This window comes from Streptomyces profundus (assembly GCF_020740535.1).
Lineage (GTDB): Bacteria > Actinomycetota > Actinomycetes > Streptomycetales > Streptomycetaceae > Streptomyces > Streptomyces profundus.
Genome location: NZ_CP082362.1, coordinates 2,092,482 through 2,105,755, shown reverse-complemented (window position 1 = coordinate 2,105,755; position 13,274 = coordinate 2,092,482). Strand labels below are relative to the sequence as shown.

Genomic DNA, 13,274 nt, shown 5'->3' with positions numbered 1-13,274 from the left:
CTTCGTCCCGGCCGGCCAGGACCGTCCCCAACGGCCGACTCGGTGCCCCGGCCCCTCGGGCTGGTCGGTCGCCGGCCATCGCCCGACGAGGGGGCGCCTTGGCCAGCCGGGCCCCCGGCCAGGCCGGGCCTTCGGTACGGCTCAGCCTCGGGGGTGGAGGGCGCCGACCCATCGGCCGCGGAGGGCGATCAGCACGGCCGCGGCGATGACCAGCAGCAGCAACGAGACCGCCGTCGCGCCGGCCGGATCGCCCTGGAGCAGCAGATACACCTTGAGCGGCAGCGTCTGCGTCACCCCGGGCAGGTTCCCGGCGAAGGTGATGGTCGCGCCGAACTCGCCCAACGCCCTGGCCCAGCAGAGCGCCGCCCCCGCGGTCAGCGCGGGCCGCAGCATCGGCAGCGTCACCAGCCAGAGGGTGCGCAGCGCGCCGGCGCCCATGGTCGCCGCGGCCTCCTCGAAATGCGGGTCGAGACCGCTGAGCGCGCCCTCCAGGCTGATCACCAGGAACGGCATCGCCACGAAGACCGCCGCCACCACGGCGCCCGCCGTCGTGAACGACAGCTGCACGCCGAACCGTTCGAGGTGCTCGCCCAGCACACCGCGCCGGCCGAAGCCCTGGGCGAGCGCCACGCCGGCCACCGTCGGCGGCAGCACCAGCGGCAGGATCACCAGGCACCGCACCAGCGTGCGACCGGGGAACTCGGTGCGCGCCAGCAGCCACGCCAGCGGCACCCCCAGCAGCAGCGAGATCAACAGCGCCCAGCCGGAGACCAGCAGCGACAGCCGCAGCGCCTCGGTGACGGCGGGCGCCGTCAACCGTTCGCCCAACTCGCCCCACGGCGCGTCGACCAGCACGCCGAGCAGCGGGACCAGCAGGAACGCCACCGCCAGCAGAGCCGGCAACGCCAGCGTCAACGGCGGGCGCCGCCGCCTCACGGCGCCAGGAAGCCGGCGGCGCCGAGCAGCTCCTGGGCCGTCTCCCCGGTCAGCCAGGCGACGAAGTCCTCGGCCGCCGCCGGGTCGCCCGCGTCGTTCAACGTGGCCGCCGGATAGGAGGCCGTCACGTTCTGCTCCTCGGGGATGGGCACCACCGCGACGTCGTCGCCGGCGACGGTCGCGTCCGTGACGTACACCAGGCCGGCGTCCGCCTCGCCCAGCTGCACCTTGCCCAGCACCGAACGGACGTTGACCTCCAGCGAGTCCGGCTCGGCCTCGATGTTCTCCGCCGCCAGGATCTCCTGGCCGTACCGGCCGGCCGGCACCTCGGGCGCCGCCAGCACCAGCCGCAGCTCCGGATCGCCCAGATCCGCGAGCCCGGTCACCCCGGCGGGGTTGTCGGGGGGCGTGACGATGGTCAGCTCGTTGCGGGCGATCACCGCCGGCTCCCCCGTCAGCTCGGCGACATCCGCCATCGTCCGGGTGTCGGCGGTGACCAGCACATCGCCGGGGGCGCCCCCGTTCAGCTGGGCCACCAGCTCCTGGGAGCCGGCGAACGAGAACCGCACGGTCGTCCCGGGGTTGGCCGCCTCGTACTCCTCGCCCGCCGCCTCGAAGACATCGCTCAACGAGGCGGCGGCGAGCACGGTGAGCGTGACCTCGGGCTCGTCGCCGCCGCCCCCGCCGCCGCCCGCGCCGTCGGGGGCGTCCGAGTCGTCGTCGGAGCCGCAGCCGGCCAGGCCGAGCAGCAAGGGCAGCAGCAGCGCGGCGGACAGCGCGCGGCGCCGGGGTCCTGAGCGTGTTCCTGGGCGGGACGAGGGGGACATCGTGTGTCTCACATCCGATCGATATGCACGCTGGTGGCCTTGACCCGGGCGATGGCCTCGTGCCCCACGGCCAGCCCCAACTCCTCGACGGCCTCGCGGGTGAGCAGCGAGACCAGTCGGTGCGGGCCGGCCTGGATCTCCACCTGGGCGGCGACATCGCCGACGGTGACCTTGGTGATGATGCCGGGAAAGGCGTTGCGAGCGCTGGTGTAGGGATCGCCGGGCTCGCCACCCGGCGGCGCCTCGGCGGCCAACTCGACGGCGAACGCGGCCAGATCGTCGCCGGCGACCTGCCGTTTGCCGGCGTCGTCCCGCCGGGTGGGCAGCCGACCGGCGTCGGCCCAACGCCGCACCGTGTCCGCGCTCACCCCGAGCAGCCGCGCCGCGCGCCCCATGCTGTAGAACCGCATATGCGGGACCGTACGGCTATTCGAGCCGCATCCGCAAGCGAACTCCTGCTATTCGCCGGGCATCTGCTGCCGTCGGGCTGCTCTCCGGGTCAGATCTGTTCCTTGCGGGTGAGTTGGGTGAAGGCCAGCCAGCCGGGGAGGACCGGCAGCCAGAAGGTCATCAGCCGGAACAGCAGCACCGCGCCCAGGGCCACCTGAGGGGGGACCTGGAAGGCGGTGAGCCCCGCGCTCAGGGTCAGTTCGATGGCGCCGATACCGCCCGGGGTCGGCGCGGCCGAGCCCAGCGCGTTGCCGGCGAGGAAGACCACGGCGATCGTCGGATAGCTCAGCTCCCAGCCGAACGCGCGCAGCGAGGCGTCAAGACACATCACGAAGGCGAGCGTCATCAGCAGCATCCCGCCGATGCCGGCGAGCAGTTTCTTCGGCCGCTGCACGACGTCCAGCATCCGGGGCACCACCCCAGCGAACAGGGTGCGCACCCGCTCCAGGATGGCCTTCCGCAGGCTGGGCACCGCGGTGACGATCAGCGCGGCGACGGCCACCGTCAACAGGCCGGCGATCACCGTGCGGGAGGGGGAGAGGTTGGGCGTGTGCTCGGTGCCGGTGAGGTAGCCGAAGGTGAGCAGCAGCACCACATGGCTGCCCAGGCCGAACAGCTGGGAGGCGCCGACGCTGGCCACCGCGTGTCCTGGGCGCAGCCCCTGCCGTTGCAGATAGCGGGCGTTGAGCGCGGCGCCGCCGATCGCCGCCGGCGCGACCAGCTTGACGAAGGAGCCCGCCACCTGCGCCATCACCGTGCGCAGGTAGTTGACCTTCTCGGGCACGAAGCCCAGCAGGCTGAGCGCCGCCGCGAAGTAGGTGAGGGCGGAGAAGCCGGCGGCCACGAGCACCCAGCCCCAGTTGGCGTCGTCCCACACCCGCTGGAACTCGGGGTTGATCAGCTGGCTGATCAGGAAGTATCCGGCGAACACCGCCGCGATCAGGCTGACCAGCGTGCGCGGTCTGATCCGTTCGATGCGGGCGGGCTCTATCGGCGCCTGCGGCCTGATCAGCAGCACCTGTTGTCGGATGAGCGCCAGCAGATCCAGCTCCCTGGCGTTCTCCAGGGCCACCTCCATGACCTGCTTCTCGGCCTGCTTGGCGGCCTTGACGGTCTTGCGGTCCGCGTTCTCCGGCAGGCTGCCGCGTGCCTCCCGGTAGGTGCGGGTGGCGTCGAGCACCGCCTCCCGCTCCCGCTGGGAGCGCTCCTTGGAGAGCTGCCGCAGGGTGGCCCTGGTGGTGCGGCTGAGGGCGATCGGCTGGAGCAGCGGCAGGCTGTCGGCCACCGCGTCGGGGCCGAGCACCGTGACGGCGGCGGCCACCGCGCGTTCGGCGCCGACCCGCAGCCCGAAGGTGGTCAGCAGCTGCGCCACGTCCATCCGCAGCAGCAGATCCCCCGCCGCGATCTCGCCGCCGCGCAGGCTGGTGAGGTACACCGTGCCCGACCTGTCGACCAGCAGCGCCCGGCCGTCCAGCCTGCGGTGCGCGATCCGGCGCGACTGGAGCGCGGTGACCTGCCGCCAGGCGGCCTCCATCAGCGCGTCGCTGACCTCGTCGTCGGGCAGCGAATCCAGATCGCGGCCGGGGATGTGCTCGTAGACCAGCATCACCGCGTCCGGGCCCAGCTCCGAAGTGGCGATCAGCTTCGGCGCGTTGGCGCCGGCCGCGATCGCCGCGTAGGCGAGCAGGGCCTCCTGCTCAAGGGCCTGGCGCAGCGACGGCAGACTGCGCCGCTGGGTGATGCCGCGCAGCGCGAGCCGGCGCCAGGCGCGGTAGAAGAAGCCCCTGGCCTGCTGGGCCCGGTCGACCACCGTGACATCCAGCGGCGGGCCCGACTCAAGCGTCACCAGATAGCGGCGGGTCGGCTCGTTGCCGCGCTCCCGTTCGCCCTCGTCTGATCCGGGCGGCTCCTCGGCGCGCAGCGCCGTGACCGGGCGGAAGCCGACGTGCCGCAGGCCGGCGAGCAGCTGTTGGCCGGTGGCGCGGACGTTGGGGGAGCCGACGGCGTAGAGCGTGGCGTAGGCGATGGTCCAGCCGATCAGCACCGTGACCACGATGGCGAACGGCGTGGTGTAGCCGGCGACCAGCACCGCCAGCGCGTCCAGCGCCACCACGGACCACATGACCAGTCGCCAGCCGGGCCGGTGCGTCATGCCGACGGCCGTGGCGTAGGCGATCACAGGCGCCAGATAGCCGTGCACCGGCTCCGTGAGGCCGCCGCCCGGCGCGTCCCTGATCAGCGCGTCCCGCACGGCCTCGGGCGCCATCCGGGCGACCCAGAGGCTGAACGACAGCGAGACGCCGTGCGCCAGCACGGCGGCCAGCACCCCGTCCGCGATGCGCAGCCCGTCCCGGCGGATCAGCCGTTCGATGGCGAAGGCCATGGGCACGATCAGGACGGCGACGGCGGAGGCGAAGCCGGCGAAGTCGATCAGCAGCGATGGCGCCTGCTCGGAGCCCTTGTGGACATCCCGCTCGATGCCCTCGGTGGTGCCGATGGCGAACGTGGCCACCGCCAGCAGGGCGCCGATGGCCAGCAGCCCGAGCAGGGTGCGCAGCAGATCGGCCGGCCGGTGCACCCGCGCGGTGAGGATCGGGTCGTCCACCTCGACCAGTTCGCTCCTGGTCGGGTCGGCGCGTTCCAGCGCTTCGAGCGGAGGCGGCGCCGCCTCCGGCTGTTCCTCCTCCGAACGCTGGGTCCGGTCTTCCTCGCCCCGTATCACTGGCCGCATCCCTGGAAACGATCTCGCGCTGGAGCGACTGCCACCAACCAGCTCTCCCCCGTACGGGGACGATACTTGCATGAGACACCGACAACGCGGTGCCCTCCGTGAGATACGGCACCATGGTCGGCATGGTCCCCGCCACCCAGGAACCCGCCCCGAAGCCACCGTCCGAGCCGCGCCGGCCGCCGGGCCAGGCGTCGCCCGCCCGGTCCGCGCATCGGCTGACCGACTACGCCGACACGGTGCTCGGCCTGGTGGAACGCATCCCCGAGGGCAGCGCGCTGACCTACGGGGACATCGCGGGGCTGGTCGGCAGCGGCGGGCCCCGACAGGTCGGCACCGTGCTGGCGCGGTACGGCGCGGCGGTGCCCTGGTGGCGTGTGGTGCGCGCGGACGGGCGGCCCGCACCCGGGCACGAGCGGCGCGCGCTGGAGCACTACCGCGCGGAGGGCACCCCGTTGCGCCCCGGCTGGGACACCGGCACCGTCCGGCTCGACCTGCGTCTGGCCCGCTGGGACACCGCGTCCTGAGCCTCGCCGCCCACCGGGCGGCGCCGCCGGTCGGACGGCCCGGAAGGATCCGACGAAACGCCCCGCCCCGACCGCCCACTGGCGTACCGTCTTCCCCAACCTCCACGAGAATCCGCGATGCACGTGAGCCTCTCCGTCCCGTCAACCGACCGGCCGCCGTCCGCCCCGGGAGCGTACCGACTGGTGCGCACCCCGATCGCCGACGCGCGCGACACCGCTGTGGACGCGAGCCAGCGCGCTGTGGTTGATCACCCCGGCGGTCCGCTGCTCGTGCTGGCCGGCCCGGGAACGGGCAAAACGACCACCCTGGTCGCCGCCGTCGCCCGTCGGGTGCGTGCCGGAGCCGACCCCGAGCGGCTGCTGGTGCTGACCTTCAGCCGCAAGGCGGCGACCGAGCTGCGCGACCGGCTGACGGGCGCGCTCGGTGGCCGCGCGCCGCGCGCCACCACCTTCCACTCCTTCGCCTACGCGCTGGTCCGCGCGCACCAGGACCGCGAGCTGTTCGCCGAACCGCTGCGCCTGCTCTCGGGCCCCGAACAGGACCTCTATCTCAGGGAGCTGCTCGCCGGCCACCAGGATCTGGAGCGCTCGGGGCGCGGCGTGCGCTGGCCGGACGAGCTGCGCGCCTGCCTGACCACCCGGGGGTTCGCCGACGAGTTGCGCGCCGTGCTGGCACGCAGCCGCGAACTGGGCCTGGGCCCCGACACCCTCGCCGCCTTCGCCCGCCGCACCGGACGCCCGGACTGGGAGGCGGCGGCGCGCTTCATGGCCGAGTATCTGGACGTCACCCAGGCGCAGGGCGTCCTGGACTACACCGAACTGCTGCGCGACGCGGTCCGGCTGACGGAGCTGCCCGAACACGCGTCCAGGATCAGGGCGCGCTATGACGCGGTCTTCGTCGACGAGTACCAGGACACCGACCCGGCGCAGGTCGCGCTGCTGCGCGCGCTCGCGGGGGACGCCCGTGACCTGGTCGTCTTCGGCGACCCCGACCAGTCGATCTACGCCTTCAGGGGCGCCGACCTGAACGGCATCCTCGGCTTCCGCGACGCGTTCCCCACCGCGTCGGGCGAGCCGGCGCCCGTGGTCGCGCTCGGCGTGGCCCGCCGCTCGGGAGCCGCGCTGCTCGCCGCGACCCGGACGCTGGCCGGCCGGATGCCGCTGGCCAGGCTGCCGGCCGAGGCGGTGCGCCGGCACCGGGCACCGACCGCCACCCGCGAGGGCGGCCGGGTCGACGTGTTCACCTACCCGTCGGCCGGCGCCGAACTGGCCAACATCGCCGACCTGCTGCGCCGCGCCCATCTGGAGGACGGCCTGCCCTGGGGCGAGATGGCGGTGCTGGTCCGCGCGGGAGCGCACAGCATCCCGGCCGTCCGCCGCGCCCTGACCTCCGCCGGCGTGCCGCTTGAGGTCGACGGCGACGATCTGCCGCTGCGCCGCGAGCCGGCCGTCGCGCCGCTGCTCACCGCGCTGCGCGTGGTCGCCGAGCCGCGCGCCGACGACGAGCCCCTCGACCCGGAGACGGCCGCCCGGCTGCTCACCTCCCCGCTCGGCGGCATGGACGCGGCCGATCTGCGGCGCCTCGGCCGCGCGCTGCGCAACGAGGAGCGCGCCGCTGGCGGCGGCCCGCCCCCCGCGTCCGATCTGCTGATCGCCAGGGCGCTGGCCGAGCCCGAGCGGCTGGTCACCCATGAGCCGAGCTATGCCGCCGGCGCCCAGCGGCTCGGGCAGCTGCTGCGCAAGGCGCGCGAGGCGCTGGCCGGCGGCGGCACCGCCGAGGAGGCGCTCTGGCTGCTGTGGGACGGCACCGGCTGGCCGCAGCGGCTGGAGCGCGCGGCCCGGCGCGGCGGCGGGGCCGGGCGCAACGCCGACCGCGATCTGGACGCCGTCTGCGCCCTGTTCGACGCGGCGGCCAGGGCCGAGGAGCGAATCGGCGGCCGGGGGGCGCTCAACTTCCTGTCCGAGCTGGAGGCGCACGACATCGTCGCCGACACCCTGGCCGCGCGCCCCACCCGCCCGGACGCCGTGCGGCTGATGACGGCCCACCGAGCCAAGGGCCTCGAATGGTCCCTGGTCGTGGTCGCCGGTGTGCAGGAGGGCGTCTGGCCGGATCTGCGCCGCCGGGGCTCGCTGTTGGAGGCCGACCGCATCGGCAGGGAGGGCCTGGCCGAGCCGCTCACCCCGGGCGCGCTGCTCGCCGAGGAACGCCGCCTGTTCTATGTGGCCGCCACCCGGGCCAGGGACCGGCTGGTGGTGACGGCCGTGCGTGGCACCGACGACGGCGACCAACCGTCCCGCTTCCTCTCCGAGTTGGGCGTGGACCCGGTTGAGATCAGCAGCCGCCCGCACCGGCCGCTCTCGCTCTCCGCGCTGGTCGCCGAGCTGCGCGCCACCACCGTCGACCCGGCGGCCTCGCCCGCGCTGCGCGCCGCCGCCGCCGAGCGGCTGGCCCGGCTGGCCGCGCTGCGCGACGACGAGGGCCACCCGCTGGCCCCCGCCGCGCACCCGGAGCGCTGGTGGGGGCTGCGCGAGCCGACCCGTTCGCAGGTGCCGCTGCGCGACCCCGAACGCCCGGTCGCGCTCACCGGAAGCGCCCTCGACCAGCTCGTCAACACCTGCTCCCTCCAGTGGTTCCTGGGCCGCGAGGTGCACGCCGAGGGGCCGCCGAGCACCGCGCAGGGCTTTGGCAACGTGCTCCATGTGCTGGCCGACGAGGTCGCCTCCGGCACCACCCCCGCGGACCTCTCCGTGCTGATGGCCCGCCTCGACACCGTCTGGGACGCCCTCGCCTTCGAGGCGCCCTGGCAGTCCCGCCGCGAACAGGCCGAGGCCAGGGCCGCCCTGGAGCGCTTTCTGCGCTGGCATGTGCTGCGCTCCGAAGCGGGCGGCGAACCGCTCGTCAGCGAGCGGGAGTTCGAGGTCACGCTGCCGGCGGGGCCGCATCAGGTGCGGGTCCGAGGCGTGCTGGACCGGGTCGATCGGGACGCCGAGGGCCGCGCCTATGTGGTCGACTTCAAGACCGGCCGCACCCGCCCCACGGCCGAAGCCGTGGCCCACCACCCGCAGCTCGCCGTCTACCAACTCGCCGTCCGGCACGACGAGACGGTCGCCGGGCCCGACGCGGAGCTGTCGGGGGCCGCCCTCGTCCAACTGCGCCAGGGCGCGGCCAAGAAGGACGGCGGCGAGGCGCTGCCCGTCGTCCAACGCCAGGAGCCGCTGACCGACGGCGTCACCGGCGACTGGGTCGGCGAACTGCTGGCCGAGGCCGCCGGCCGGGTCCTCGACGAACGCTTCACGCCGAGCACCGGAAACCACTGCGGCGCCTGCGCGTTCAAGGGCTCCTGCGCCGCGCGCCCGGAGGGCCGGCACACCGTGGAGTGAACGCGCCGCCCGGACTGTCGGTGCCGGCGACTACCCTCACTCGGGTGCCAGCGCCACTCAGCGATCCCCGGCAGCTCAGCGAGCTATTGGGGATCCCGTTCACCCCGGAGCAGCTGGCCTGCGCCACCGCGCCGGCGGCGCCGCAGGCCATCGTCGCCGGCGCCGGCTCGGGGAAGACCACGGTGATGGCGGCCCGCGTCGTCTGGCTCACCGGCACCGGACGGATCGCCCCCGACCGGGTGCTCGGCCTCACGTTCACCAACAAGGCCGCCGGCGAGCTGGCCGAACGCGTCCGCACCGCGCTCGCCAAGGCCCGGATCGACACCTCCGAGACGGGCGAGCCCACCATCTCCACCTACCACGCCTTCGCCGGCCGGCTGCTCACCGAGCACGGGCTGCGGCTCGGCATCGAGCCCGCCTCCCGGCTGCTCGCCGACGCCGGCAGGTTCCAGCTGGCGGCCGAGGTGCTGCGCGGCGCCCCCGCCGACTTCGAGCCGCCGAGCCCCAGCTTCACCACCCTCGTCACCGACCTGGTGGCGCTGGACGGCGAGCTGTCCGAACATCTGGTCCCCCCCGAGCGGCTGCGCTCCTTCGACGGGGAGCTGCTCGCCGAGCTGGCCGAGGCCCGGCTCACCAACGCCGCCCTGCGGCAGGTGCCGCGGGCAGCCGAGGGGCGCTTGGCGCTGCTCGGCCTGGTCGAGGAGTACCGCGCCCGCAAACGCGCCCGCGACCTGCTGGACTTCGGCGACCAGATCGCGCTGGCCGCGGCCCTGGCCCGGGAGCGGCCCGAGGTCGGCCAGGCGCTGCGCGAACAGTTCGGCGTGGTCCTGCTGGACGAGTACCAGGACACCTCCGTCGCCCAACGCGTGCTGCTCGCAGGGCTCTTCGGCGACGGCACGGGCCATCCGGTCACCGCCGTCGGGGACCCCTGCCAGGGGATCTACGGCTGGCGCGGCGCCTCGGTCGCCAACCTGGACGACTTCCCCGAGCACTTCGCCGCCGCCGAAGGGGTCCCAGCCCGGGTGCTGCGGCTCAGCCAGAACCGCCGCAGCGGCGGCCGGCTGCTCACCCTCGCCAACGCCCTGGCCGCGCCGCTCCGCGAGCGACACCCGTCCGTCGCCCCGCTGCGCCCGGCCGAGGACGCGGAGGGCGCCGGTCTGGTCCGCTGCGCGCTGCTGCCCACCCACGCCGAGGAGTTGGCCTGGCTGGCCGACGCCGTGGCCCATCAGGTCCGCACCGGCACGGAGCCCGGCGAGATCGCCGTGCTCTGCCGCACCGCGAGCGACTTCCCGCTGATCCAGAGCGCGCTGGTCGCGCGGGACGTGCCGGTCGAGGTGGTCGGCCTCTCCGGGCTGCTGCACCTTCCCGAGGTCGCCGATCTGGTCGCGGTCTGCGAGGTGTTGGCCGATCCCACGGCCAACGCGGCCCTGGTCCGGCTGCTCACCGGGCCGCGCTGGCGGATCGGGCCGCGCGATCTGGCGCTGCTGGGCCGGCGGGCCCGGCTGCTGGTCCGCCGGGTGCGCGCCGGGGAGGCGGACGCTCCTGGCGGCGAGGCCGCCGCGCTGGCCCGGCTGGCCGACGCGGTCGCCGGCACCGACCCGGCCGAGGTGGTCTCGCTGGCCGACGCGCTCGACACCTTCGTCGGCAGCGGCGGGGGCTCCGGCGCCGATCCCGGCTCGGCCGAGCCCGACGACCGGCTGCCGTTCTCGCCCGAGGCCCGCGTCCGGTTCGCCCACCTCGCCGCCGAGCTGCGCGATCTGCGCCGCTCGCTGGGCGATCCGCTGATGGACGTGCTGCACCGGGTGCTCACCCACACGGGGCTCGACGTCGAGCTGTCCGCCTCGCCGATGGCCCTGGCCGCCCGCCGCCGGGAGACGCTCGGCGCGTTCCTCGACGTGGCGGCGAGCTTCGCCGCGGGCCGTGCCGGCACCGCCGTGCACGGCGACGCCACCCTCTCGGCCTTTCTCGGCTTCCTGCGCGCGGCCGAGAGCTTCGACCGCGGCCTGGACGGCTCGCTGCCCAGCGGCGGCAACGCGGTGCAGGTGCTGACCGCGCACAAGGCCAAGGGTCTGGAGTGGGACGTGGTCGCGGTGCCGGGCCTGTGCGCCGGCCTCTTCCCCGCCGTCCGCTCCCGGGACTCCTGGCTGCGGCAGGCCAGAACGCTCCCGCACCCGCTGCGCGGCGACGCCGAGACGCTGCCGCCCACCCCCGAGTGGACCGCCGCCGGCTACAAGCGGTATCTGGCCGAGACCGCCGGCGAGTTGGAGCTTGAGGAGCTCCGCCTCGGCTATGTCGCGGTCACCCGGCCACGCCGGCTGCTGCTCGGCTCCGGACACTGGTGGGGGCCCAGCCAGAAGAAGCGGCGCGGCCCCTCCGACTTCCTGACCGCGCTGCGCGAGCACTGCGAGCGCGATCCGGGGCACGGCGAGGTCGAGCACTGGGCCGAGCCGCCGCCCGAGGAGGCGGAGAACCCGGCGCTCGCCAGGGACGAGGAGGAGCTGGCCTGGCCGCTGCCCCTGGACAGCGAGGCACTGGCCCGCCGCCGCGAGGCGGCCCTGGCGGTCCTGTCCCGCCTGCACCGGATGCCGTCCCCACGCCCCGACGAGCCGGACGGTACGCCTCCGGACGACGAGCCGCCGCCGGACGAGTTCCCGCCCGATGAGCCCCCGCCGGACGAGTTCCCGCCGGACGAGCCCTCGCCGGACGGGCTTTCGTCCGACGAGCTGACCCCGGAGGAGCGCCGCACCATGGCCTCCTGGGACCGGGACCTGACGGTGCTGGCGAGCGAGCTGCGGCAGGCCAGGGCGGGGGTGCGGGAGGTGCCGCTGCCCGTCTCGCTCTCGGCGACCCAGCTCCAGCGGCTGGCCACCGACCCGGACGGCTTCGCCCGCGAGCTGGCCCGCCCCATGCCCCGCCCGCCCCAGCCGGCCGCCCGCCGGGGCACCCGTTTCCACGCCTGGGTGGAGTCCCGCTTCGACTCGGTGCCGCTGCCCATGCTCGGCCCCGAGGAGTTGCCCGGGGGCGATCCCGACGAGGACGCGGAGATCCGCGACGAACGTGAACTGGCGGCGCTCAAGCAGGCGTTCCAGCGCACGCCGTACGCCGACCGGCGCCCCTACCGGATCGAGGCCCCGTTCCAGCTCACCCTCGCCGGGCGGGTGATCAGGGGGCGGATCGACGCCGTCTACCGCCTGCCGCCCCGCCGGGGATCGGACAGCGAGCGCTGGGAGATCATCGACTGGAAGACCGCGCGCCGCCAGGACGCCGACCCGCTGCAACTGGCGATCTACCGCCTCGCCTGGGCCGAGCGCCACCAACTGCCGCTGAGCGAGGTCACCGCTGCCTTCCTCTATGTGCGCAGCGGCGAGCTGGTGCGCCCCAGCGTGCTGCCCGGGCGCCGGGGTCTGGAGCGGCTGCTGATGGGGGAGGACTCCTGGGAGCCCAACGATCCCGGTTAGGCTCTTGGTATGAGTACCACCCCGGCCATCAAGGACAGCGTCGTCCAGCCGATCCCCCTCACCACCTCCGGCGGAATCGACCGGGACGCCGGCCACCGGATGGACGAGGCGTGGCTGGGGGCGGCCTGGAGCCACCCCAGCACCCGGGTCTTCGTGGTCTCGGGCGGCCAGGCACTGATCGAGGAGACGCCGGACGGCCGCACCGAGCTGGTGATGATGCCGTCCTTCGACGCCCCGCTCACCGAGGCACACCGCTACTTCCTGGGCACCGACGCGGACGGCGTGCGCTACTTCGCCCTCCAGAAGGACGCCCTCCCCGGACGGATGGACGCCGTGGCCCGCCCGGCCAGCCTCCGGGAGGCCGCGTCCCTGCTGTCCGACCGGGACAACGAGCTGCTGGTGCACGCGGTCGCCCTCGAGAACTGGCAGCGGCTGCACCGGTTCTGCTCCCGCTGCGGCGAGCGCACCGTGATCGCCGCGGCCGGCCATATCCGCCGCTGCCAGGCGTGCGGCGCCGAGCACTACCCGCGCACCGACCCGGCCGTGATCATGCTCGTCCTCGACGACCACGACCGCGCCCTGCTCGGCCGCCAGCTGCACTGGCCCGAGGGCCGCTTCTCCACCCTGGCCGGCTTCGTCGAGCCGGGGGAGTCCATCGAGCGGGCGGTGGTCAGGGAGGTCGCCGAGGAGGTCGGCGTGACGATCGGCGACGTCGAGTACGTGGCCAGCCAGCCGTGGCCGTTCCCCTCCAGCCTGATGCTGGGCTTCGTGGCGCGCGCGACCTCGACCGAGGTCACCGTGGACGGCGACGAGATCGACGAGGCCCGCTGGTTCACCAGGGACGAGCTGCGGGAGGCCATGGCGTCGGGCGAGGTGCTGGCCCCGTCCGGCGTCTCCATCGCCTCCCGCCTGGTCGAACGCTGGTACGGCGAACCGCTGACCACCTCGATCTGGTGACCGGCCGGGG

Annotated in this window: 8 protein-coding genes; 4 read left to right on the top strand and 4 right to left on the bottom strand. The window is 74.7% G+C overall.

Translation table 11 applies throughout. The features are described from left to right. Positions 1-141: 141 nt before the first annotated feature. The 4 genes from K4G22_RS09030 to K4G22_RS09015 form a co-directional block, all read right to left on the bottom strand. Entirely contained in the window at positions 142-936 is a 795-nt protein-coding gene (locus K4G22_RS09030) for an ABC transporter permease (protein ID WP_425336634.1), read from the bottom strand. Then, positions 933-1,763 carry a molybdate ABC transporter substrate-binding protein gene (modA, locus tag K4G22_RS09025; protein WP_228084011.1) on the bottom strand — a complete coding sequence of 277 codons (831 nt, stop codon included), beginning with the start codon at positions 1,761-1,763 and terminating at the stop codon, positions 933-935. Before modA ends, K4G22_RS09030 begins: the two co-directional genes overlap by 4 nt. Positions 1,764-1,771: 8 nt before the next feature. Next, positions 1,772-2,173: a TOBE domain-containing protein gene (locus K4G22_RS09020; protein ID WP_228079365.1), complete on the bottom strand. Its 402-nt coding sequence runs from the start codon at positions 2,171-2,173 to the stop codon at positions 1,772-1,774. A gap of 89 nt (positions 2,174-2,262) precedes the next feature. Then, a complete protein-coding gene (locus K4G22_RS09015; RefSeq protein WP_228079364.1) occupies positions 2,263-4,944 on the bottom strand; it encodes a lysylphosphatidylglycerol synthase transmembrane domain-containing protein in 2,682 nt (893 codons plus the stop codon). Positions 4,945-5,033: 89 nt separating this feature from the next. Here K4G22_RS09015 and K4G22_RS09010 point away from each other — a divergent pair, with 89 nt between their 5' ends. From K4G22_RS09010 to nudC, 4 genes are all read left to right on the top strand, one after another. After that, positions 5,034-5,468: an MGMT family protein gene (locus K4G22_RS09010; protein ID WP_322785081.1), complete on the top strand. Its 435-nt coding sequence runs from the start codon at positions 5,034-5,036 to the stop codon at positions 5,466-5,468. A 117-nt stretch (positions 5,469-5,585) separates the two neighbouring features. Then, entirely contained in the window at positions 5,586-8,849 is a 3,264-nt protein-coding gene (locus tag K4G22_RS09005; protein ID WP_228079363.1) for an ATP-dependent helicase, read from the top strand. Between the two features lie 44 nt (positions 8,850-8,893). Further along, positions 8,894-12,307, top strand: a complete 3,414-nt coding sequence (locus tag K4G22_RS09000) for an ATP-dependent helicase (RefSeq protein ID WP_228079362.1) — start codon at positions 8,894-8,896, stop codon at positions 12,305-12,307. 9 nt (positions 12,308-12,316) lie between these two features. Continuing rightward, positions 12,317-13,264, top strand: coding sequence for an NAD(+) diphosphatase (nudC, locus tag K4G22_RS08995; RefSeq protein ID WP_228079361.1), 948 nt, complete (start codon positions 12,317-12,319; stop codon positions 13,262-13,264). Positions 13,265-13,274: the final 10 nt, after the last annotated feature.

What these genes read in the sequence shown, in the direction of transcription:
- K4G22_RS09020 (WP_228079365.1), bottom strand. Translation starts at nt 2,173, where the DNA reads ATGCGGTTCTACAGCATGGGGCGCGCGGCGCGGCTGCTCGGGGTGAGC.
- modA (WP_228084011.1), bottom strand. Translation starts at nt 1,763, where the DNA reads ATGTCCCCCTCGTCCCGCCCAGGAACACGCTCAGGACCCCGGCGCCGC.
- nudC (WP_228079361.1), top strand. Translation starts at nt 12,317, where the DNA reads ATGAGTACCACCCCGGCCATCAAGGACAGCGTCGTCCAGCCGATCCCC.
- K4G22_RS09005 (WP_228079363.1), top strand. Translation starts at nt 5,586, where the DNA reads ATGCACGTGAGCCTCTCCGTCCCGTCAACCGACCGGCCGCCGTCCGCC.
- K4G22_RS09015 (WP_228079364.1), bottom strand. Translation starts at nt 4,944, where the DNA reads ATGCGGCCAGTGATACGGGGCGAGGAAGACCGGACCCAGCGTTCGGAG.